The sequence below is a fragment of the Rhizorhabdus wittichii genome, from assembly GCF_017607425.1.
Lineage (GTDB): Bacteria > Pseudomonadota > Alphaproteobacteria > Sphingomonadales > Sphingomonadaceae > Rhizorhabdus > Rhizorhabdus wittichii.
Map to the genome: position 1 here is coordinate 74,635 of NZ_CP059321.1, position 23,036 is coordinate 97,670.

The window sequence follows — 23,036 nt, forward strand, 5'->3', positions numbered from 1 at the left end:
CGTCAGGAGTTCTTCATCCATGCATCGCGTCATCGCGGCCGTTTTGGCCGTAACGTCTTGCGCGTCGATCGCGCAGGCGCAGACGGCGACATCGCCGCCCTCTGCGAATCCATCCATCTTTACTCTTGACCGTGCTCGTACCGTCGCGGGTGGGACTTCGCCCAGCATCGATGCTGCGTCAGCCGACGTGCGTGCTGCAACGGCCGCCCGTACGGTTGCCGGCCTACGTCCCAATCCTGAGATCCAGGTACAGTCTGAGAATGTCGCCGGTTCCGGCCAGTATCGCGGTGTTCGCAGCGCCGAGACCACCGCGAGTCTCGCTCTGCCGATTGAGCTCGGAGGCAAGCGTTCTGCACGGATCGCAGTTGCGGATTCGCGGAGTGATCGGGCGCGGATCGACGCGGCCATCGCGCTTGCCGATCTCAATCTGCGGATATCGCAGACTTATATCGAAGCCGCCGCTGCCGAGCGTCGCGTGGATATTGCCCGGCAACAGGCCGAGATCGCGGGAAACGCTTTTCGGGCCGCACGGGTCCGCGTGACCGCAGGGGCAGGGGCGCCGATCGACCAGCAGCGCGCGGACGTGCTGCGTATCAACGCAGAGGTCGGACTTGAGCGCGCGGTTCGCGAGGCGGAGGTCACGCGCGGCAATCTGGCGCGTTTGATCGGGCAACCGATCGAGGGCTCCCTCGATCTTGCATGGTTTGACCGAGTTGAGGGCTATGGTCCCGCCTTGCCAGTCTCGCCCGAGGGGACATTGGCGCTCGCTGCGGCAAGGGCTGACGTGAATACGGCCAATGCGCAGGTACGTCTCGCACGCTCCCAGCGCGTGCCTGACATCACAATCAGCGCGGGCGCGCGGCGGCTGGCCCAGACCAACGATACAGCGGCAGTCGTCGGGATCGCTATTCCCTTTCCCCTCTTCAACAGCGGCGCTGCGGCGGTGAGCCAGGCGCGTGCAGAGCGAGATCGCGCCGACGCCAATCGAAGAGTGGCGGTGATCGAGGCTGAGCAATCCATCGCGAGCGCGCAAGCCCAGTTGGCGAATGCGGGCGCGACCGCCCGATCGGCCGGTGGACCGGGGCTCGCCGCCGCGATGGAGGCCGCGCGCATCGCGCGGGTTGGTTATGCGCAGGGTAAGTTCAGCCAACTCGACCTGCTGGAAGCCGAACGAACCCTCGCTGAAACACGGGCTGCGTTCACCGATGCACTTGCCGCTTATCACGATGCCGAAGCCCGCCTCGAGCGTCTGACCGCGCCCGCGCCTGAAACGGGGAGCTGATCCATGGCATGCTCCTTACGTTTTTCGCCGCCGTCAAACGCGCCGCTACCCCTCATGACGGCCGCCATAGCGCCGTCGATTGCCGGGCCGTTGCGCCCTGGCTGCCCCCTATTCGGAGAGATCCTATGATTCAGGACAAACGCCTATTGGGCGGAGTGGCGGGCGCTGTTCTGCTCGCGGCCGTTGGTGGTTTCAGTGTGGCGCGCTGCACGAGCGAGGCACCCGCAACATCGGCCGATGACGCTGCCACCAATGAGCAGGCTGCGGCGGAAACGCCGAGCGATACGCTGGTGATGAGCGCTGCCGCGATCAAGGATTCCGGCGTGGTCACCGAGATGATCAGCGCCGGTGGACTTGGTGCGGAGATCGTGGCCCAGGCCATCATCACGCCGTCACCAACGGGCGAGGCCATCGTCACTGCACGCGCAGGTGGTGCCGTCACCCGCGTTCTCAAGCGGCTTGGTGATCCCGTCCGGGCCGGCGAAGCGCTGGCGGTGGTTGAAAGCCGCGATGCAGCGCAGATCGCAGCCGATCGCACGGCAGCAGGAGCGAAGGCGACCCTGGCGCAGAAGGCATTGGCGCGCGAACGCTATCTTTACGACCAGAAGGTCTCCGCCCGAGTGGATCTCGAAACAGCCCAGGCGGAAGCGGCTTCCGCCGCGGCCGAGGCGCAGCGTGCGCGGGTTGCAGCGGGTGCAGCGAACATTACCAGTGATGGTCGCGGCGTCATTCTCGCAAGCCCGATTTCCGGGCGCGTGACAGCGATGAAGATCAGCCTTGGCGCCTATGTACAGCCCGAGACCGAGCTGTTCCGGGTCGCAGATCCCCGCCAGATTCAGATCGAGGCGGCAGTGGGGGCGTCCGACGCCACACGGTTGTCGGCAGGCGACAAGGCGATCATCGAATTGCCCGATGGCCACACCGTCGAAGCCCGTGTTCGGGCAGTGACGCCGACGCTGAGCGGCGAAACGCGCGCTGCGACCGCTGTGCTCGATGTTACCAACAGCCTTCTGCAGCCCGGTCTCGCGGTGCGCGTGCGCATGATGCCGAGCCGTGGCGCGACGACGAGCGCGATCGTCGTTTCCGAAGAAGCGGTGCAATCGGTGGGCGGGCGCGATGTCGTTTTCGTCCGCACGGCGAATGGTTTCAAGGCAACGCCGGTTACCACCGGGCAGCGTAGCGCAGGTCGGATCGAGATCGCGTCTGGTCTGCCTGTCGGAACGACGATCGCTACCCGCAACGCCTTCTTGCTCAAAGCCGAGCTCGGCAAGGGCGCAGGCGAGGAGGAATAGAATATGATCGCAAATTTGATGGCGCTATCCGTCCGCGCGCGCTGGGCGGTCGTTCTCCTTTTCCTCGTGATCGCTGGATTCGGCGCGTGGCAGCTCACCAAGCTGCCGATCGATGCCGTCCCTGACATCACCAACAACCAGGTCCAGATCAACACGGTCGAACGCGGGCTTTCACCAATCGAGATCGAGAAGCGCGTGACCTTCCCGATTGAAACCGCTCTCGCCGGCATTCCCGGCCTCGAAACCACCCGTTCGTTGTCGCGCAACGGCTTCAGCCAGGTGTCGGCGATTTTCACCGACAAGACCGACCTCTACTTCGCCCGCCAGCAGGTCAGCGAACGGCTAACGCAGGCACGCGATACGCTTCCCGATGGCGTTCAGCCGCAGATCGGGCCGGTCACCACCGGTCTGGGCGAGGTGCTGATGTATTCGGTCGATTTCGCCAATCCCGGCGGGAAAGGTGCCACCATCCGCAATGGCCAGCCTGGCTGGCAGTCGGACGGTAGCTTCCTGACCCCGGAAGGCGCACGGCTGACCGACGACGTAGGCCGTGCCGCTTATCTCCGCACGGTGCAGGACTGGATCATCCGGCCCCAGTTGCGCACGGTACAGGGCGTCGCCGGCATCGACTCGATTGGCGGCTACGCCAAGCAATATATCGTCGAGCCAGATCCGGTGAAGCTGTCCTCCTATGGCATCTCCTATTCCGAGCTCGCCAAGGCGCTGGAGGCGTCCAATCTGGCCGTCGGTGCCAATTACTTCAACCGTGGCGGCGAGGCGTTTCTGCTCCGCGCCGATGCCCGCATCCGCGACATCGACGAGATCGAGGACGCGATCGTCGCAACGCGCGGTGGTTTGCCCATATCCGTGAAGGACGTCGCCAATGTGAAGATCGGCGGCGAGCTGCGCACGGGCGCGGCGAGCCAGAACGGCCATGAAGCCGTGATCGGCACCGCGCTGATGCTGATCGGCGAGAATAGCCGCGTGGTCGCCCGCGATGTCGGTGAGCGGCTCGAAGGCGTCGGAAAGTCCCTTCCGCCGGGCATCAAGGTCACGACGGTCCTTGACCGCTCGAAGCTCGTCAATGCGACCGTCGCCACGGTTCAAAAGAATCTGATCGAGGGCGCGATCCTGGTCGCGGCCGCGCTGTTCCTATTGCTTGGCAACGTCCGCGCTGCGATCATCGCGGTACTCATCATTCCCTTCTCGTTCCTGATGATGGCGATCGGCATGAACGCCTTTCGCGTGCCCGGTAACCTCATGAGCCTGGGCGCGCTCGACTTCGGTCTGATCGTCGATGGCGCGGTGATTATCATCGAGAACTGTCTGGCGCGGCTTGCCCATCGCCAGGAACATGAAGGCCGGTTGCTCAATTTGCGCGAGCGGCTCGAAGAGACGATGCGGGCGTCCCAGGAGATGATCAAGCCGACGGTGTTCGGCCAGGGCATCATCCTGCTCGCCTTTGCGCCGTTGCTGATGTTCACCGGTGTCGAAGGCAAGACCTTCTCGCCGATGGCCATCACGATCATGCTCGCCCTGGTCGCGGCCTTCATCCTCGCTCTTACCTTCGTTCCGGCGATGGTCGCCCTTCTGATCCGGGGGAAGGTCTCGGAAAAGGAAGTCTGGATCATCGCCAAGACCAAGGCGCGCTACGCGCCCTTGCTCGACAAAGCGGTGGCAAGGCCGTGGCCGTTCATCGGTGCCGGTTTCGCTTTCTTCGCAGCCTCGGCGCTGGTGTTCGGCTTTCTGGGACAGGAGTTCATTCCCCAGCTCGACGAGAAGAATGTCGCGCTCGCCTCGACCCGCGTCCCCTCTGTTTCGCTTGAGCGGTCGCTCGAGATGCAGCGCGAGGTCGAAAAGGCGGTCACCAGCCTACCCGAGGTCGAGGTCATGTTCTCGAAGACCGGCACCGCGGAAGTGGCGACCGACCCGATGCCGCCGAACATTTCAGACGGTTTCGTGATCCTCAAGCCGCAAGACGAATGGCCGGAAGGGGTCAATACCAAGGCCGACGTTCTGGCCCGGATCGAGCAACGATCTGGCGCGAAGATCGGCAACTCGTTCGAGGTCAGTCAACCGATCCAGCTTCGCTTCAACGAGCTGATCGCGGGCGTACGCGGCGACGTAGCGATCAAGCTTTACGGCGATGATCTCGACAAGATGGGGGCCACTGCCCAGGAAATCGTTCGCGTCCTCCAGACTGTGCCTGGCGCAGCCGACGTAAAGGCGGAACAAACCAGTGGTTCGCCAACGCTCGACGTGAAGTTCGATCGCGCGGCGATTGCGCGGTACGGCCTGACCATCGAGGAGGTTGCCGATACGGTTGCGGCCGCGATGGGCGGGCGTGAAGCAGGACTGCTCTTCGAAGGCGATCGCCGCTTCGAGGTCACCGTGCGCGTACCGGCGGGTACACGCGAGAGCCTCGATGCGCTGGCCGCGCTCCCTGTCCTGTTGCCGCAGGAGGCCGGCGGACACAGAGGCTCCGTGCCTCTCTCACAGGTCGCGCAATTCCGGTTCAGCGAAGGGCTGAACCAGATCAGTCGCGAAAATGGCAAGCGGCGCGTGGTCATCCAGGCCAATGTGCGTGGTCGTGATGTCGGTTCCTTCGTCGCCGAGGCCCAAGCCAGGGTCGACAAGCTGGCCTTGCCATCGGGCTCCTATCTGGAGTGGGGCGGGCAGTTCCAGAACCTGCAGGCGGCGTCGCAGCGTCTGGCGATCGTTGTGCCGCTGTGTTTCCTCGCGATCTTTGGCCTGCTTTATATGGCGCTCGGCGGCCTTGCCCGGGCAGCGGCGGTGTTTTTTGCGGTGCCCTTGGGCCTCGCGGGCGGCGTGTTCACGCTTTGGTTGACAGGCATCTCCTTCTCCGTGTCGGCAGCGGTCGGCTTCATCTGTCTTGCCGGTGTCGCGGTCCTGAACGGTCTCGTGGTGATGACGGCGATCCGGGAGAAGCTCGAGGCTGGCGTCGAGCTCAGCCGCGCCATCATTGACGGCACATTCGAAAAGGTCCGGCCTGTTATCATGACGGGCTTTGTGCCGGCGATCGGCTTCGTGCCGATGGCACTTGCGCACGGCACCGGCGCCGAGGTGCAGAAGCCGCTCGCGACTGTCGTGATCGGCGGCCTGATCGCGGCAACGATCCTGACCCTGCTCGTGCTGCCTGCCATTTCCAAGGTGGTATTGGGCCTGGGCGAGCGGATCGGTCGCCGGCCTGCAAAACAGCATTACGAGGCTCCGAATGCCTCGCCAGCAACGGCCTGAGAGAGGATGAGAAGATGAACGAAAAAGCAAAATTGCTCCGCATCTACACCGACGAAGCCGCTTACTTTGGCGACCGTAAGGTGTTCGAGGTGGTCGCCACGCGCGCGCGCGACGCGAAAATGGCCGGGGCAACGGTGCTTCAGGCATTGGTCGGCTTCGGCCGATCAGCGCATGTCCACCGCCGTCACGTCCTCGAGGATGATCAGTCGCTGGTTATCGAAATCGTGGATGAGGACGCACGGCTTCGTGCCTTTGTCGCTTCGCTCGCGGATGTGCCCGGCATCGGCCTCATGACCCTGGAGGTTGTCGAGATCGTGGGGGGCGAAGCCGCGAGCCTCGCCCCGAGCGACACGCCGGGAGAGGCGCAATGACCGAAAAGCTGCGCCTGGAATTGCCGCTTCTCCTGCCCGAAGTCGACGACACAGCCGATGGCTGTGTGGCGCGCCTGGTGGCTAATCTGAGCGCGCGGGAGGGTGTTCGTGACGCCCATATCGTCGCGGCACAAGGCGATGCGCCGGCAAAGCTTTGTGTCCATTACGACCCGGATTTCCTGTCTTTGTCGCGTATCCGTGAGCTCGCGCAAAGCGAAGGCGCGAAGATCACAGAGCGATTTGGACATCTGCGCTGGAACGTCGAAGGGCTCTCCAACCAGCGCCGCGCGCGTACCGTCGCGGAACGACTGCTCCGCGCTCCTGGTATCGTCGAGGCCGATGCGTCTGCTGCCGGCGTCGTGCGGTTGGACTTCGACCGTGAAGCAATCTCGGAGAGCGATGTTCGTCGTCTGCTCGGGGAAATGGGCGTCGGCGTCCGTGCCGAGCCGGGAAGGGCGCCATCTTTGCCCGCGGCGGCGGGCGCTGCCGACCCCTATACCGGCCATGCTCATGGCGATGAAAAGGGTCATGAGGGGCATGACCATGGCGCGGGCAAAGAAGGCGAGGGCCATGATCACGCGCATGGCGGGATGATATTCGGCGCAAACACCGAGATAATCTTCGCCATATTGTGCGGCTTGTTCGCTGCGGTGGGCTTCGGCGTCGAAAAACTCACGAGCGCGCCGACCTGGATACCGATGGCCGGCTACATTCTTGCCTACGGCTTCGGCGGCTATTTCACGCTGCGCGAGGCGATCGAGAATCTGCGGATGAAGCGGTTCGAGATCGATACCCTCATGCTTGTGGCTGCAGGCGGTGCTGCGGCGCTGGGTGCCTGGGCCGAGGGCGCGTTGCTGCTCTTCCTGTTCAGCATGGGCCATTCGCTCGAACATTACGCCATGGGTCGGGCCAAGCGCGCCATCGAGGCACTTGCCGAACTTGCTCCGCAAACCGCGCTCGTGCGCCGCGACGGGGGAACAAAGGAGATTCCGGTCGAGGAACTGGCGATCGGCGACATAGCCGTCGTCAAGCCGAACGAGCGGATGCCGGCGGACGGGTTCGTTGTCGTCGGCACCTCCAGCGTCAACCAGGCGCCGGTTACTGGCGAGAGCATGCCGGTGGACAAGCGACCGGTCGATGATCCGGCGTCGTCTGCTGCACAACCGGACAAGGTCCCCGCCGCGCACCGCATCTTTGCGGGAACGATCAATGGGGCAGGCGCGATCGAGGTGCAGGTGACCCGACTGTCCAAGGACACGACCCTTGCCAAGGTCGTGCAGATGGTTGGGGAAGCGGAAGCGCAGAAATCGCCGACCCAGCGCTTTACCGATCGTTTCGAACGCATTTTCGTGCCCGCTGTCCTGGGCCTCGTCGTGCTGCTGCTGTTTGCGTGGGTTGTGATCGATGAGCCGTTCCGCGACAGCTTCTACCGCGCAATGGCCGTGCTGGTAGCCGCAAGCCCCTGTGCGCTCGCGATCGCAACACCGAGTGCGGTGTTGTCTGGTATTGCACGGGCGGCGCGTGGCGGCGTCTTGGTCAAGGGGGGAGGGCCACTCGAGAACCTCGGCACTTTGCGTGCGATCGCTTTCGACAAGACCGGCACGCTGACCGAAGGCCGGCCTCAGATAACCGATGTCGTTGCCGCTGAGGGGTCGAGCGAGGCGGATCTACTCCGCATTGCCATCGCCGTCGAAAGCCTGAGTGACCATCCGCTGGCTGCTGCGGTCGCCGCTGGCGGTCGCGAGCGGCACGGCGATGCGCCGGTCCCGGCGGCAACCGACTTGCGCAGCATTACGGGTCGGGGCGTCCAGGCAATTGTCGAAGGCGAGGCGGTTCACATCGGCAGCCCCAAACTGTTCGGTGAGGTCGATGGCGCGCCGCTGCCGGAAGGCCTGCGGAACGCGGGCGTGAAACTGGAGGAGGCTGGTCGCACGACGATGATTGTGCGCATGGGAGATCGCTATCTTGGCGTGATCGGACTGATGGACACGCCCCGCGCCGCAGCCGTCGCCACATTGGCGCGGCTGCGTGAGCTCGGCATCACCCGAATGATCATGATCTCGGGCGACAACCAGCGCGTTGCCGATGCGATCGCCAAGGAGGTCGGACTGGACGAGGCCTGGGGTGATTTGATGCCTGAAAATAAGGTCGAAGCCATCAAGAAGCTGAAGGCGCAGGACAAGGTCGCCATGGTCGGTGACGGCGTCAATGATGCGCCGGCGATGGCCAATGCGACCGTTGGTATTGCCATGGGTGCGGCCGGATCGGACGTGGCGCTCGAGACGGCCGATGTCGCGCTCATGGCCGACGATCTCGCCCATCTGCCGTTCGCGGTAGGACTCAGCCGACAGACGAGCCGGATCATCCGCCAGAACCTTTATATGAGCCTCGGGGTCGTCGCCGTGCTGTTGCCGGCAACAATCCTGGGCCTCGGCATCGGTCCGGCGGTGCTGGCGCATGAAGGATCGACCCTGGTCGTCGTATTCAATGCGCTGCGACTGCTCGCGTTCAAGGACCGCGATCATGTTTGAGGTTGAGCATGTGACGTGGCTGTCAGCCGCGCCGCTGCGGGTGTGGACCGCTTTGTCCGACTTGGCGGGCTTCGCGCGCTGGCACCCCTTTATCCGGCTGTCGGGAGCAGCCGTTGAAGGCGGCGCGATCGGCTACACGTTCAACACCACATTCCTGCGCAACGCGATGACCGCGCCCGCGACGATTACGCACTGCCGAAAGCCGGAAGAGATTGGCTGGAAGACCGGGATGCCGGGTTTGCTGATGTTCGAGGAAGCTTTTCGGATCGACGCCATCACTTCGGGCACACAGATGCGGCATAGCACGCGCTGTTGGGGACCGTTCTCGCGCGTGGCGACCAGCAAGCTGAAGGGCCGGATCCTGGCGAGTATGGAAGAGGCCGACCGGGCATTTGAGCGCTATCTTCGGCCGGGTGCGCCCCTGGGTCGGCGGCAGTCGCGTGTTGATCGCCGCATTGCCAAGCGAAAGGCGCACTAGATGCTCGGTACGTCCAAACGCGGAAGGTAGATGTGAGACAGGGTCGCTTCTCACGGACATTGCTCCTGGCGCCCGCCTTGTTTGCCGTGGCTGCGAGTGGATGCTCCAGTCAGGCGCCGTCGGCCAATCCGCATGAGGGCGATCATCTTGCAGGACTGAACGCGCACATCATCGGCCGCCACATCTATGCATGCGATGACGATGCCCAGATCACCGTGGACTTTCTGGCCGATGGGCTGAGCATCGAGTTGCGCAGTTCCACTGGCGGACGGCCAGAGTGGCTGTCGGCACCGGGGCGGGGCTTCGGTATGTCGGAGACAAGATCACCGCCGATGCAACGGGCGGCGAGATGACGATCAACCGTGCGGGCCACGCCGCCCAGGCATGCCGTCGGATTTAGGGACAGGGAGACAGAGATGCTGGCACTGCAATATACGCTGATCCCGGTCCTCGCGGTGATTTTGGGAACGCTCTGGGCGAGTTGGCGTCGGCCGAGCGCCACGTTCGTCAGCGCGATGCAGCATCTGGCGGCCGGTGTCGTATTCGCGGCGGCCGCCGCCGAAATATTGCCGCAGGTGATGCACGAGGGTTCGCCGATAGCGACGTTTATCGGCGGCACGCTCGGGGTGGTCGTGATGCTGTCGTTGAAGGCGCTTGAAGGACGGACCAAGGGTCCGGTCGCGATGCTGGGTGCGATCGGCATCGACATTCTCATCGACGGCCTCGTGCTTGGACTGGCATTTGTTGCTGGCGCCAAGGCAGGCCTGCTGCTCACGATCGCGCTCACCCTCGAAGTGTTGTTCCTCGGCCTCACCGTGACCGCTGAGCTTGGCGAAACGGTGCGGTCACGTCGCAAGGTGATCGCGATCACAATCGGACTGGCGCTGCTGTTACCGGTCGGCGCACTGGTAGCGACCCCGGTGGCGATGTTTCCACCCGTCGTCATCGCCGGTTTTCTGAGCTTTGGCTTGATGGCGCTGTTGTATCTGGTCACCGAGGAGCTGTTGGTCGAAGCCCACGAGAGGCCTGACAGCCCGCTGGTCAGCGCTATGTTTTTCGTTGGTTTCCTGGGCCTGTTACTGATCGAGGAGATCATGGGCTAGGCAGCAACAAAAGCATTGCGGTCGTCCGTCAAAACGGCCGATCAGTGTTCCTGCAATTTAGAGAAGACACTATTTCCGCCAGATAGAGATGTCACCGTTTGATGCAGCAGGGGCTGTGCGTAGCCCGTCAGCCTTGCGCAGCGCAGACCCTGCTGGTGCGCTGGTTTGGCGGAGACGCGCCCTGGACCCGCTGCTCTGCAGTGGGCCCCCTCACACGGGCTCGAGCATGCGCTGCGCCGCTTCGATCGGGGTGAGCCGGGGAAGGGGAGGACGTCCCCGCTTGCGCTTGATTGGTGTGCCTTCCTGCGGCGGCGGGGAAGGGAACATATGCGCAGGCTGCGATCTGCGGCACGGCTCGTTGTTGTTGCGCTTCCGCGGCGTAAGCATCTCCTGCATCGCCTTGGCCATCGCTAGCGCCGCATCGAGGTGCTTGTTCTCGACGATCGCCGCCTGGTTCACGTGCCGGATCTTGTCGAACACCCGATAGGGTAGGACTTGCTCGCCATGACGGATCTCGAGCCGGCCGTCGGGATACTCGCACACATCGACCCGCTTGCCCGCCAAAGGCCGGCTGATCTCGGTGGGATCAAGGATGATCAGCGTCTTGTTGTAGTGCAGCGTCAGCGCCTGCGTCACCGTGCGCTGCTCGCGCCAGACCATCTCTGCCTTGAGGTCGTCGTGCAGGGCGAGGGCGCGGTGCACATCGCGTGGATCGAACGGCGGCTTGGCGAACCGCTGGTTATGCCGCGCCATGTAGCCCGGCAAGAACGCGTTGGCCTCGGCGATGGTCGAGATGCCTTCGAGCCGCATTGCCTTGACCAGGCGATCCTGCAACGTGCCGTTTGCGCGCTCGACCCGACCCTTGGCCTGCGGCGAGTTGGCGCAGATGATCTCGATGTTGAGCGCCTCCAACGCCCGGCCGAAGTGGGTCATGCCGTCGCCTTTGGCCGATGCGGTGTTGTTGCGGAACACGCCGTGCTTGTCCGAATAGATCGCCACCGGCTTGCCGTGCGCCTCGATGTAGGCGGTCATTGCCTCCATGTAGGCGAAGGTGTTCTCGCTCTCGACCATCTTCAAATGCATGAGCTCGCTGGTCGCATCGTCGATGAACACGAGCAGCGTGCACTGCGGCCCGCGATCCTCGAACCACCAGTGCTTCGAGCCATCGACCTGAACCAGCTCGCCGCGGCAGTCGCGGCGGTAACGCGGCTGATAGGGCCGCGGACGGCGGGCATCGCGATCCTTCCAAAGACCAGCCTGGATCATCCACTTCCGCAGGGTCTCGTGCGAAATGGTGATGTGATGCCGTTCGGTCAGATACTCGGCCGCCAGCGTTGGGCCGAAATCATGGTAGTGCTGACGGACCAGGTCGAGAACCCGGTCGCGCAACTCTGTCTTGAACGCGCGGTTGCTCGGGCGGCCTCGCTTCCAGGATACGAGGCCATCGGGGCCGTCCGCACGCAATCGGTCGAGCAGCCGGTAGATCTGGAGCCGACAGACGCCGAGCAGCATCGCCGCATCCTCGATCCTCAGGTCACCACGCTCGAAACGAAGCAGCGTATCGTATCGTGAAAGCTCACCATGGCTCATCGCCACTACCGTCATAAGCGTGTCCTCCCGCCTTGCAGGAAGACATGCCACCGGGACCGCGAGACGTCCCGGTTGTGACATCTCTAACTGGCGGGGAGTGACATCTCTAAGTTGCGCTTACAGATCAGCCAGTTTGATAATAATAGTTATGTTAAATTCTGCCAATTCCGGGGCTATCAGAACACGAGTTCAGCCTGGCGTGGAACCGCTCTTGGCTGTTCTTGTCTGCCGTCAATCAGACCGCGCGCGCACCCTGCCAAAATATAAACGGCTTGGCGCTGCGCACCGCGATTATGGTGATCGACGCAATAGCCTTGATAGTGACGCTTGAGCAAGCCAGCGCGCACCAGTTCCGACACCGCCCGGCTCACATTCGTCTTGCCCGAAGCCCGTACCTGCTCACGGATGGCGTCTTCGACCATAGCCGTGGCCTGACCCTCATCCATCGGCAAAGCGCCGGACATTGCCAGATCGCTGCGTATCCGCTCTTCCAGGGCTACGCGACGGGGGTCGCGCTGCCCCATTGGCGTCAGCGCATCGCAAAGCCAGTCACGCAAGGGAATGAGCCCGCCGCCTTTGGCTACCAACGGCCCGGCGCTGCCGTCGGAACGGGAAACTTGGGCAATCAGGTTGAGCACCATGAAGGCGTAGCGCGGCCGAGACGAGGACCGCGCAAGCATCTCCAACAAGGACGGCATATCCAGTTGCTGGTGGCTGTCGCCGATGATCGGAGCGTGCAACATAACAGGATTGAATCAAGCACATATGGGGGGTGAAGTGAATCCCATTTGGCCGGTGGCTTCATCATTTTGTCAGCTGTGACACTTTGCCCGGAGGTAAAGTGTCACGCGCGCCCTTTCATCATCGCACCGGGCAACTTCCGGCTAGGACGACCTGTGCATTTGTTGCGGGGAGCTGCCCGCAGAACGCATCCGGTCTTGTTTTTCAATGGCTTCGCCGAACGGTGACTGGACGAAACCGCTATCGAAATGCGAATCATTCGCACTATGAGCAGTCTCGCAGATGCCGGCCGCTTGGGCGATATCACCGCATTCGAAGCCGAATGCCGGCAGGCGGCGACGCTCGATCATCTCAAATCCTTGCTCGATGGTATTGTGCGCCAGTTCGGGTTCCGCTGGTTCGCATTGGTGCACAATGTCGACTTGAAGCGGACCACCCGCAAAGCCCTGCTAATAACCACCTATCCGGTGCGGTGGATCGAGGAAATCATGGAGTCACGACTCTATCTTGAGGATCCGGTTCACGCCGCTTGCGTCAAAACCGTCTCCGGCCTCACCTGGGATCAAATCGGCGATTATATCGCGCCCAATGCCCGCCAGCTTTCGATCCTTGAACGGGGTCGCGGACATGGACTGGCATCTGGGTTTACTATGCCGATCCGGATGCGCGATGAGCCTGACGCGATGTTTACAGTAGCGCGGCAAGGCGATGAGACGATCTCAAGTCCCGACCTTCTCTCTGCCCGTTTGATTGGCACGGTTGCGTTCGACCAGGCTCGAGCCCTTCTCGGTCCCGATGAACTGGCAAACGTCCCGATAGCGCTCAGCCCGCGCCAGATCGACTGCATTGATCTGGTGGCACAGGGCAAGAGCGACTGGGAGATCGGACAGATTCTGGGTCTTAGCCGCGACACTGTCCATGAATATGTCGAAGGTGCGCGCCGGCGGTATGGCGTGCGTCGCCGGACCCAGCTCGTGCTTCGCGCTGTCCGAGACGGACATCTGAACATCGACGCGCTCGTCTAGCAGCGTCGCCCCCCACAATAGCGAATTGGCGCTTCAGGTCTCTCCGACTTGAGGCTCAAGGGGTGGCTGGCGATCAACGCCGCCCTGCATTCCTGCCGTCTTGCACGACCTTGCACCTCCGCTCCCCCCTTGTGGGGGGATTGCCCGAAATTGCCGCACCGGGTTCAAAAGAGAGGTGATTTTCAACGGAGAGTGGTCGGCGCATTTTTAATGCAGCGGCGCTGAAAAGCGGAGAAATCAGATGCAGCGCCTGCGCCTTGCCCTTGCCGTTTCGATCGTGGCGATGTCCGCCGAGGCGGCTCCTGCGTCCGCCAACGATCTGGGTTGCCAGGTTTTGCTTTGCCTCTCGAACCCGGGCGGTGCGACCCAGTACCCCGCCTGCGTGCCGCCTATGGTGAAGCTCTGGGAGCGTCTGGCATTGGGCGGTTCATTTCCCGGCTGCTCCGGTGGCGGTGTTGCGAAGACCAAGGTCTATGATCGCGATTCCGCTTCGCGGCGCCGGGTGGTGATGACGTTCACCGACGGGCGGCAGCAATCCTATTCGCTTGCGAATATTGAAAGCTTGCCAGCGTCTCTCAGCGAACGAGGGACCACACCACAGTGATCCTCGAGCTCGCAACCGTGGTCGGACTGGCGCAGCAATGCGCACCATCGGTTGCGGTCGAAACGCTTGTGTCGGTTGTCCACGCCGAAAGTCATTTCAACCCCTACGCCATCGGCGTGAATGCGAACGGTGTTGCCGCACCCAATCCCAGCGATCGGGTGTCGGCCGCCGCAGTCGCTCGATCGCTGATCGCCCGCGGCTACAACATCGATCTTGGTCTGGGGCAAATCAACAGCGCAAATCTCAGGTGGCTTGGCCTGTCGGTCGAGGACGCCTTCGATCCCTGCCGCAATCTCGCCGCAGCCGCACGCGTGCTGGCTTCCAACTATCTGAGCGTTGCGCGGTCTAGCCCCTCCACAGAGGTGGCCATCGCGACCGCCATGTCGATGTACAATACGGGCAGCCGTTCGCGCGGGTTCGGAAACGGCTATGTCGGCCGCGTCTACGCGTCGTCGAGTATCGTCGTGCCGGCGATCAGGCGCGGAGCTGTGCCAGAACCCGCCGCTTTGCCCGCGCCAGTGACGCCGGAACCCACAGTTACGCAGCCTTCGGCGGGTGTTCGCTCGCCGCGCGTCCAAGAGGCATGGGACACCACTGCGGGGGCGCAGACGGCATCATTGATGGTCTTTGGGGGAGCATTCAACAGTTCAACGAAAGGACAAGCCGAATGACTGCCTTAGCGACCAATTCCAAGATATGGCTGACGCCGCGCCGGCGCGCTTTCGCGCAATATCTGACACTGTTGGTCGTGGCCATTGCGGTGTCGCTCCTGCTTACCGATCCGGCCCATGCCCAGGCGGCCGACGGCGTCACCTCGATGGCCGAGAACATCAAGACCTGGCTGACCGGCACTTTTGCGAAAACCATCGCAGTGATCGCCGTCGTCATCGTGGGTTTCATGTTCTTCACCGGGCGGGCGAGCCTGGGGCTCCTGGTCACCGTCATCGTCGGCATCTTCATCGTGTTCAGCGCGCAGTGGATCGTCGATACCATCACTGGCGGCGCGTGAGTGCGCTGGGATGGACGACGAAAAGCTTAGGGAAGAAGCGCTCTTCCTGGCCGTGACCCGGCCGACGATGTGGTTAGGCATTCCGATCGAAGCGTCGCTGCCGATCGCGCTGGCGGCGTGCCTGACGCTCATCGTCACCGGCAACCCGCTTTACGCTTTTGCGCTAGCCGGGGCCTTTCTCGCCATAGCCCGGCTGATCGTGCGGCACGACGCAAACGCCTTCCGCCTCCTGTGGCTCTGGACAATGACAAAGGCACGCTGCCGCAACCGAGGATGGTGGGGCGGTAGCTCCTACTCCCCCCTGCCGATCGATGGGGCGAAACGCCGGGGCTTTGCGCATGGCTAGCCGGGCCAGCTCGTTGGGCGGCGCTGCCGCCCCGACGCCGTGGCGGATCCTCAAGAACGAGGCGGACCCCGCGCGCTATCTCCCCTATGCGCGTCATATCGACGACAACGTCATCGCGCTCGACGGGCGCGACCTCATGATGATGTTCAAGCTCGACGGCCTCGCATTCGAGACGGCCGACCCAATCCATCTCAACGACTGGCACGAAAAGCTCAACGGCACGCTGCGCAATATCGCCGACGACCGCCTCGCGATCTGGACGCATATCGTCCGCCGGCCGATCACGGACTATCCCGAAGGCGAGTTTCGCTCGGCCTTTGCGGCCGATCTCGATGCAAAATACCGGGCGCGGGTGACCGCCAAGCGCATGTTCGTCAACGAGCTCTACCTGACGCTCATCATGCGTCCATCCGTTGGATCGGCCGATCGCACCGGCGTGCTGCTTCGACGTCTGGCATCGGCACGCAAGGAGGGGACCGAAGTCGACGAGGACGAGCTTGCGCGCTTCGAGGACAAGGCGCGTGACATCGAGAAACTTCTCGCACGCTGTCGGCCCCAACGCCTCCACTTGTACGAGCATAATGGCCTGATGTTCTCACAGCCGCTCGAGGTGCTCGAACTGGTGATGATGGGCCGCGCTGGCAGAGTGCCCCTGGTCCGCGGCCATCTCGGCTCCGCCATCTATGGGGAACGGGTGATTTTCGGCCGCGAGACAGTCGAGGTGCGGGCGCATGACACGAGCCGGTTCGTCGGCCTGTTCGGCATCCGCGAATATCCGGCGATGACGCGGCCAGGCCAGATGAACTCGCTGCTCAGCCAGGATTTTGCGTTCGTCGTGACGCAGTCCTTCGCGTTCATGGGCAAGGCTCGGGCTTCGGAGCGCCTGCGCCGTCGTCAGAACCAGATGGCCTCGACGGAAGATGCCGCTGCAAGCCAGGCGCTTGAACTGGCCGACGCGGCCGACGATCTGCAGAGCAATCGTTTTGTCCTGGGCGAGCATCATTTCTCGCTCGCGGTTTTCGGTGAAAATCAAAAGCGCCTGGCCGAAAATCTCTCGACCGCCCGGGCGGCGCTCGCCGACGCGGGTCTGGTGGCTGCTCGGGAGGGTCCGGCGCTGGAGGCCGCCTTCTGGTCGCAGCTTCCCGGCAACTTCGCGTGGCGTGCGCGGCCAGCGGCGATCACGTCACGCAATTTTGCCGCGCTTTCCCCGTTCCACACTTTCCCGGCCGGCAAGCCCGATGGCAATCATTGGGGCGCCGCGATCGCGTTGATGAAGACCGCGGCCCAGTCGCCCTTCTATTTCAACTTCCATGTGAACGACCTTGGCCACACGCTGATCATTGGCCCGTCGGGCGGCGGCAAAACCGTCGTCCAGAATTTCCTGATGGCGCAGCTGGAGAAAACCGGCGCGCAGCAGATCTTCATCGATAAGGACCGAGGGGCCGAGATCTATGTGCGGTCATCCGGCGGCACCTATCTGGCGCTGCGCAATGGCGTGCCGACCGGGTTTGCGCCGCTGCGCGCGCTCGAGCAGACCCCGGGCAACATCGTTTTCCTCGGCAGGCTGATCCGTCACCTGGTGACCCCCTCGGGCACCCAGCTCGGCGTCACGCAGGAGCGGATGATCGACGAGGGCATCCTCTCCATCGGACGCCTTCCCCCGGAGGAGCGGTCCATCCTGGCGCTTCGTCAATTGCTCGGACAGCGCGATCCGGAAGGGATCGGCGCGCGGCTTGAGAAATGGTCGCGCGGCGGCGCACTTGGCTGGGTGTTTGACAATGACCGGGACGATTTGACCCTCGAGGCTCGGTTCATCGGTTTCGACATGACGGATTTCCTCGACAATCCCGAGATCCGCACGCCGCTCATGATGTACATGTTCCACCGGATTGATGCCCTGCTCGATGGCCGTCGCCTCGTGATCGACATCGACGAGTTCTGGAAGGCGCTGGGCGATGATGCCTTCCGCGCCTTCGCGCAGGATGGCCTGAAGACCTACCGGAAGCAGAATGCCTTTCTGGTGTTCGGGACGCAAAGCCCGGCTGACGCTCTGCGATCGGATATCTCGCACAGCATAATGGAGCAGGTCGCCACCAAGATCCTTTTGCCTAACCCCCATGGCCGGGAGGTCGATTATATCGATGGACTCGGCCTCACCCGAGCCGAATTCAAGCTCATCAGAAACGATCTGATCCCCGAAAGTCGGCGGTTTCTGGTCAAGCAGGGTCACGATTCCATCGTGGTGGAGCTCGATCTCGGCGGCCTGTCCGACGAGCTGGCCGTCCTCTCGGGCACCACCGAAACCGTCGGAATTCTCGATCAGGTTCGCCGCGAGCATGGCGACGATCCCAGCCACTGGCTGCCCGTCTTTCACGAGCGCCGCCGTGCCACCACCAGAAGGAAAGGATAAGATCATGAGAGCATTACGAGCGCTTGCGGTTGTCGGCGGATTGGCGATCTCCGTGCCGGCCTTCGCGCAGGGCATCCCGGTCTATGATTCCAGCACGTTCCTGCAGACCCTCTCGACGGTGAAGAACACCCTGTCGATGATCGAACAGGGAAAGCAGCAGATTTCCCAGGCGACCGAGATGTTCAACAGCGTCAACAAGCTGACGAACGTCAATCAGATTGCATCGTCCCTGAACACCGACGCCGTTCGCCACCTCTTGCCAAGCGAAGCCCGGGACATTCAGCGCCTCATGTCCTCTAACACGACGGGGCTTGGCAGCCTTGGCACGGCCGCAGATCGGATCCGCAGCAGCAATCGTGTCGAGCTTCCCGAGCTTCGCCCGGGCGCCACGGCTTTCGAGCGCTCGAACCGCGATTCCATTTCTCGCAATGGCGACATGGCGGCGCGCGACGCGGCCATTGCCGAGGCAGCATATGGCGTCACCGCCCAGAGAACGACGGGTCTCGAGGAACTGCGTTCGTCGCTGGACACCGCGTCGGACGCGAAGGACGTGATGGATATCCAAGCCCGTGTTGGCGTGGAAAATGCGCATATCCAGAACGATGCGGTCCAGCTTCAGGCGCTTCAGATGCGGCAGACCGCCGAGGCGAGACTGCGTTCGCAGCGAGATGACGAGACCGGCCTCGCCAAGCTTCAGCAGAGCCTGAGTAGCCGGCCGTGAAGGGGATCGCCGCGGCCCTCCCAGTTCTGGCGGCCACGTTCCTTAGTGGTTGCGGGCAGCCGATCGGCAAGGCGGACCTGAAGTCCGATCCCAAGTTACGCGCTGAGATCCTCGCCGCGTGCGCCAACGGCACCCATACCGATGCCCAGGAATGCAGCAACGCAAAGGACGTCGAGAACGCCGACAAGCTCGAGCGTTCGCTGGGTTACAAATAGGCGGGCAATTGGCCATGGCGTCCACACTCTTCGCGGATATCTACACCAACATCGACGGGAAGCTCGATCTTTTCCTGAACGAGCGTCTCAACAACGTCATCGATGTCGTGCGGGGACCGCTGGCGCTTGGCTTGGTCATCTACATCGCGCTGTTCGGCTATATGGTGATGCGCGGTATCGTCAGCGAGCCTTGGGGCGAGCTGGTCTACCGGATGGTGAAGCTCTGCCTCCTCTATGTTGCAGCCACAACCGTCGCCTACTCCGAGTGGATCACGAATCCGCTCTTTCATGGGATGCCGGACGCCATCTCACAGGCGCTGGCGGGCAAGACCATCACTAGCGTCGGTTCGGTGTTCGACGATTATTTTGGTCAGGTCGATTCCCTCGTTTTGATCATCCGAACCGAAGCCGCGACCTATCTCGACATTAATCCGTGGAAGCTCGTTCTGCTCACGCTGGCGGTGGCGATTTACGGATTGGCGGGCCTCTCCGCAGCAATCGGATTTGCGATAACCGTGTTCGCGAAGGTGGCGCTCGCCGTCGTGATCGCGCTTGGTCCGATCTTCATAGCGCTATCGCTCTTCGAAACCACGCGTCGCTTCTTCTACGGATGGCTTGGGCAGGTATTCAACTACATCGTCCTAATGGCGGTGATCATCGCCATCACAGCTCTGATCACCGATCTTGGTGCCACGGCGCTGACTGCGGCCGAAGGCACGCCGGACGTGACGATCGGCGCTGTCTTGTTTGCGGTCTACATCTTCCTTGGGACGATATTCTTCTTTCAGGCCCCGTCGATCGCGACCGGCATTGCGGGGGGCGCTGCGGCCGGCGTCGGCGCTTTTGCCGGCTCGGCCTGGGGGACCATGGCGGCACCGTTCCAGCAACGCCGCAGCGCTCGCAACAGTCGCAATCTCGAACGTGCCGCCCAGCGCGGTGGTTCGGTGAGCCGCGCATGAGGAAGGAAGACCCTTTGACGAGACCAACCACGATAGTCCGCGCGCTCCGGCGATCAGCCGTCGTCATCGCACTGATCCCGTCACTCGCCCAAGGGGCATCGGGGCCAAAGAAACTTCCCGTCTGCAACGGCAAACATCTGCGCGAGGTGAACATCTACGGGAGCGTGCTGCCGGGTTCGCCGCTCCCGGCAATCGTCGCACCCCCTGCCCCGCCGCCCGTGCCGCAGATCAAACAGCCAGTTGATGCCGGCACTCGCCCCGCCTGTTCCCGCCCCGCTTGCCGAGAAGACGTCCGCGCGCGCTACCCCCGGCACCTTTGGGAGTTGCTGATCATGCGGAACCAGACCGAAGGCGTGCCGGCAAAAGACGCTGAACTCTATTTCGGGCATGCCCGATCCTGGGATCAGGACCGTCAGCGCAAATCGTTACGATCCGAACGCATCGCCTGGGTCGTGGCCGGCCTGGGGCTGCTTGCCGCGACCGCGGAGGGCTTTGCACTCGCGGGGCTGGCCCCGCTGAAGACGGTCATGCCGTACATTATTCGTGTCAATCAGACGACGGGCGCGGTCGATGTGCAGACCACCCTCACCCAGAAGCCGATGCGCTATGACGAAGCGGTTACGAAATTCTTCCTCGCGCAATATGTCCGGACGCGGGAAAGCTGGTTGCCCGCGGCGGCCGAGGAGAATTTCCGGGCGGTCACCATCTTGTCCGAACCAGGCGAGCAGCAGCGCTGGGGCCGATTTTTCAGCTCGAACAACGCCGCGAGCCCACAGGTCGTCTGGGCCAAGGGTGCGGTCGTCCAAGCCCGCGTGCGCAATATCGCCTTCATCAACGATCGTGTTGCCAACGTCCGCTTCACGCGGACGGTGCAGACCGACACCGACACTCAGAGCAGCGACTGGATAGCGACCGTCACCTTCCGGTACACGAATGCGCCGATGGCGGAGGGCGACCGCTATCGCAACCCATTGGGGTTCCAGGTCGAGAATTACCGCGCGGACCCCGAGGTGGTGCGATGAACCGTCTTCTCTCCATAGCGAGTCTTCTCGCCGTTATAGCGACACCCGCCCTGGCGGAGGACACCCCGCGCGGTGGGCCGGCGGATCCGCGCGTGAAATTCGTCGAATATCAGGAGACCCAGGTCTACCGGATCGTCGGCACATTTCGGACGGCGACCCAGGTAGTGCTTGGGGCCGACGAGACGATCGAACATGTCGCGCTCGGCGACACCGTCTCATGGGAAGTGGCGGTTGCCGGTCATATCCTGTTCCTGAAACCCCGCGAGCGGGCGGGACCGACCAACCTCATCGTCACAACCAATCGCGGGGGCGAACTGCGCAACTACGCCTTCGAGCTGACCGCGCGCCGGGGACCGATCGGCAGCGGGAGCCGCGACACATTCTTCCAGGTTCGGTTTCGCTACCCGCGCGATGAGGCCGATCGTGCCGCGCGCATGCGCGCCACCCAGGAGGCGCAGCGCGTTGCCGCGCTGCAGGCGAGCGCCGTTCGGGGCGCTCTTGACCATGGCGTCATCGATGGACCGCGCAATCTGAACTACAAGGTCCAGGGTGCGAGCGACCTTCAGCCGTCGGAGATCTCCGACAATGGCCAGTTCACGGTCTTGCGTTTCCCCGGCAACCATGAAATCCCGGCGATCTATCTGGTGCGACCGGACGGCTCGGAGTCCTTGGTCCCGTTTGATGTCCGCGACGAGTTCGTGGTCGTCCACGCCGTGGCGGCTCAACTGCGCCTGCGCCGGAACCGGGAGGTGCTGTGCATCTATAATCTCGCGCCGACACCTTATGGCGTCGATCACGGCACCAACACCGCATCGCCGCATGTCGAGCGCACCATACAAGACCCGAAGGAGTGAGTGCGATGGACGAGATTGCGGCCGAGGCCCCTCGCCGCCCGCAGGGCGATCCGACACCCGAACGCGACGAAATCATCCGCGAGCGCGGCATCGACCCGATCGGTGGGATCACACCGGCAAAGCGGAATACCGCCCTGATCTTCGCCGGGACGGCGATGGTGCTCGGCATTTTGTGGGTGAATTCGGGACCGAGCAAGACCGGCTCGAGTTTGATGGGAAAGCCCGAAGCAATGGCCAAACGACCGGATCTCGCGGCGCGCGAAACGGTCGCATATGATGCTGTCGCAGCGAAACCCAAGCCACTCGGCGCCGTGGGCGCTGATCCCAACGCGCCTGTCCTCAATCCTCCGCCGACCGTTGGCCCCGATGGACAGATCGTACCGGCGATGCAGCCTGGAGCGCAGCCAGCGGCGGCACCACAGAACACGCGCCAGAACCTGGCCGATCAGGCGCGTCGTTCAACTTTGATCGCCTATGGCGGCCGCGACGCGCTCCAAGCTCCAGCGGGTTCTAACAGGGCTGGCTCCGACACCGGCAATGCGGGCATAGCTGGCGACGGCTCGTCCGATCCGACCGCCCGCAGCGCGCCCAATGCGCTCGATGCGCTTCGTCAGAGTTCGGCCGTTGGCGAAGCGCGTGCCTCGATGCTGCCCAATCGCAACTATCTCGTCACCGCCGGCACGCTGATCCCCTGCATTCTTCAGACCGCCATGGATTCGGCGCAGCCCGGTTACACGTCGTGCTTGATTCCGCGCGACGTCTATTCGGAGAATGGCCGCGTCGTGCTGATGGAGAAGGGCACCAAAGTCCTCGGCGAATATCATGGCGGCATCCAGCAGGGGCAGAACCGCCTGTTCGTGTTGTGGACGCGCGCCGTCACGCCGCAGGGCGTGCGCATCGACCTGGCTTCACCGGGGTCGGACGCCCTTGGCCGCGCAGGCATCGCAGGGTCCGTGGACACCTTTTTCTGGGCGCGCTTCGGTAGCGCACTGCTGCTCTCGCTGGTCGACGACGCCGCCTATATCGCCGGGCAGTCCGTCGCCGGCGGGAGCAACAATTTCAACAACACCACGCGCACGCCGAGCGAGGGGGCGAGCATCGCGCTCCAGAACAGCATCAACATCCGTCCGGTGCTGAAGAAGAACCAAGGCGAAGAGGTCGGGATCTTCGTGGCCAAGGACTTCAACTTCGCTGACGTCTACAATCTCGAGCTGCGGCGCTGACC

Annotated in this window: 21 protein-coding genes; 19 read left to right on the forward strand and 2 right to left on the reverse strand. The window is 63.2% G+C overall.

What is annotated here, in order from left to right:
* Positions 1-19: 19 nt before the first annotated feature.
* The 7 genes from HRJ34_RS28760 to HRJ34_RS28790 all read left to right on the forward strand — a co-directional run bounded on the left by HRJ34_RS28760 (position 20) and on the right by HRJ34_RS28790 (position 10,315).
* Entirely contained in the window at positions 20-1,282 is a 1,263-nt protein-coding gene (locus HRJ34_RS28760; protein ID WP_208634705.1) for a TolC family protein, read from the forward strand.
* Between the two features lie 125 nt (positions 1,283-1,407).
* Positions 1,408-2,574, forward strand: coding sequence for an efflux RND transporter periplasmic adaptor subunit (locus tag HRJ34_RS28765; RefSeq protein ID WP_208634706.1), 1,167 nt, complete (start codon positions 1,408-1,410; stop codon positions 2,572-2,574).
* Between the two features lie 3 nt (positions 2,575-2,577).
* A complete protein-coding gene (locus tag HRJ34_RS28770; protein ID WP_208634611.1) occupies positions 2,578-5,832 on the forward strand; it encodes an efflux RND transporter permease subunit in 3,255 nt (1,084 codons plus the stop codon).
* A 14-nt stretch (positions 5,833-5,846) separates the two neighbouring features.
* The gene (locus HRJ34_RS28775; RefSeq protein WP_208634612.1) at positions 5,847-6,203 is read left to right on the forward strand and encodes a DUF190 domain-containing protein; all 357 of its coding nucleotides are present in this window, start codon (positions 5,847-5,849) and stop codon (positions 6,201-6,203) included.
* Positions 6,200-8,734 (forward strand): heavy metal translocating P-type ATPase, encoded by a 2,535-nt coding sequence (locus tag HRJ34_RS28780; protein ID WP_208634613.1) that lies wholly within the window; start codon positions 6,200-6,202, stop codon positions 8,732-8,734. The genes HRJ34_RS28775 and HRJ34_RS28780 overlap by 4 nt, the downstream gene beginning before the upstream one ends.
* Positions 8,727-9,212, forward strand: coding sequence for an SRPBCC family protein (locus HRJ34_RS28785; RefSeq protein ID WP_208634614.1), 486 nt, complete (start codon positions 8,727-8,729; stop codon positions 9,210-9,212). The genes HRJ34_RS28780 and HRJ34_RS28785 overlap by 8 nt, the downstream gene beginning before the upstream one ends.
* A gap of 416 nt (positions 9,213-9,628) precedes the next feature.
* Entirely contained in the window at positions 9,629-10,315 is a 687-nt protein-coding gene (locus HRJ34_RS28790; RefSeq protein ID WP_208634615.1) for a ZIP family metal transporter, read from the forward strand.
* Positions 10,316-10,525: 210 nt separating this feature from the next.
* Here the strand turns inward: HRJ34_RS28790 and HRJ34_RS28795 are convergent, their stop codons facing one another.
* Both HRJ34_RS28795 and HRJ34_RS28800 read right to left on the reverse strand, forming a co-directional pair.
* Positions 10,526-11,920 (reverse strand): ISNCY family transposase, encoded by a 1,395-nt coding sequence (locus HRJ34_RS28795; RefSeq protein WP_208634616.1) that lies wholly within the window; start codon positions 11,918-11,920, stop codon positions 10,526-10,528.
* Between the two features lie 161 nt (positions 11,921-12,081).
* Positions 12,082-12,648, reverse strand: coding sequence for a hypothetical protein (locus HRJ34_RS28800; protein ID WP_208634617.1), 567 nt, complete (start codon positions 12,646-12,648; stop codon positions 12,082-12,084).
* 264 nt (positions 12,649-12,912) lie between these two features.
* Between HRJ34_RS28800 and HRJ34_RS28805 the strand changes: the two genes are divergently transcribed.
* From HRJ34_RS28805 to virB10, 12 genes are all read left to right on the forward strand, one after another.
* Complete coding sequence (locus HRJ34_RS28805) at positions 12,913-13,671, forward strand: autoinducer binding domain-containing protein (protein WP_208634618.1); 759 nt, start codon at positions 12,913-12,915, stop codon at positions 13,669-13,671.
* Positions 13,672-13,912: 241 nt separating this feature from the next.
* On the forward strand, positions 13,913-14,275 hold the full coding sequence (locus tag HRJ34_RS28810; RefSeq protein ID WP_208634619.1) for a hypothetical protein: 363 nt from the start codon (positions 13,913-13,915) through the stop codon (positions 14,273-14,275).
* The gene (locus HRJ34_RS28815; protein WP_208634620.1) at positions 14,272-14,946 is read left to right on the forward strand and encodes a lytic transglycosylase domain-containing protein; all 675 of its coding nucleotides are present in this window, start codon (positions 14,272-14,274) and stop codon (positions 14,944-14,946) included. The genes HRJ34_RS28810 and HRJ34_RS28815 overlap by 4 nt, the downstream gene beginning before the upstream one ends.
* The gene (locus HRJ34_RS28820; protein WP_208634621.1) at positions 14,943-15,284 is read left to right on the forward strand and encodes a TrbC/VirB2 family protein; all 342 of its coding nucleotides are present in this window, start codon (positions 14,943-14,945) and stop codon (positions 15,282-15,284) included. Before HRJ34_RS28815 ends, HRJ34_RS28820 begins: the two co-directional genes overlap by 4 nt.
* 10 nt (positions 15,285-15,294) lie before the next feature.
* Positions 15,295-15,630 (forward strand): type IV secretion system protein VirB3, encoded by a 336-nt coding sequence (locus HRJ34_RS28825; RefSeq protein WP_208634622.1) that lies wholly within the window; start codon positions 15,295-15,297, stop codon positions 15,628-15,630.
* A complete protein-coding gene (locus HRJ34_RS28830; protein WP_208634623.1) occupies positions 15,623-18,040 on the forward strand; it encodes a VirB4 family type IV secretion/conjugal transfer ATPase in 2,418 nt (805 codons plus the stop codon). Before HRJ34_RS28825 ends, HRJ34_RS28830 begins: the two co-directional genes overlap by 8 nt.
* Before the next feature lie 4 nt (positions 18,041-18,044).
* On the forward strand, positions 18,045-18,761 hold the full coding sequence (locus HRJ34_RS28835; RefSeq protein WP_208634624.1) for a type IV secretion system protein: 717 nt from the start codon (positions 18,045-18,047) through the stop codon (positions 18,759-18,761).
* Positions 18,758-18,976 (forward strand): EexN family lipoprotein, encoded by a 219-nt coding sequence (locus HRJ34_RS28840; protein ID WP_208634625.1) that lies wholly within the window; start codon positions 18,758-18,760, stop codon positions 18,974-18,976. The genes HRJ34_RS28835 and HRJ34_RS28840 overlap by 4 nt, the downstream gene beginning before the upstream one ends.
* A 14-nt stretch (positions 18,977-18,990) precedes the next feature.
* Positions 18,991-19,935: a type IV secretion system protein gene (locus HRJ34_RS28845; protein ID WP_011950748.1), complete on the forward strand. Its 945-nt coding sequence runs from the start codon at positions 18,991-18,993 to the stop codon at positions 19,933-19,935.
* A 332-nt stretch (positions 19,936-20,267) separates the two neighbouring features.
* Positions 20,268-20,957 (forward strand): virB8 family protein, encoded by a 690-nt coding sequence (locus tag HRJ34_RS28850; RefSeq protein WP_208634712.1) that lies wholly within the window; start codon positions 20,268-20,270, stop codon positions 20,955-20,957.
* Positions 20,954-21,811 carry a P-type conjugative transfer protein VirB9 gene (virB9, locus tag HRJ34_RS28855; RefSeq protein WP_208634626.1) on the forward strand — a complete coding sequence of 286 codons (858 nt, stop codon included), beginning with the start codon at positions 20,954-20,956 and terminating at the stop codon, positions 21,809-21,811. Before HRJ34_RS28850 ends, virB9 begins: the two co-directional genes overlap by 4 nt.
* A 5-nt stretch (positions 21,812-21,816) precedes the next feature.
* Positions 21,817-23,034 carry a type IV secretion system protein VirB10 gene (virB10, locus tag HRJ34_RS28860; protein WP_208634627.1) on the forward strand — a complete coding sequence of 406 codons (1,218 nt, stop codon included), beginning with the start codon at positions 21,817-21,819 and terminating at the stop codon, positions 23,032-23,034.
* Positions 23,035-23,036: the final 2 nt, after the last annotated feature.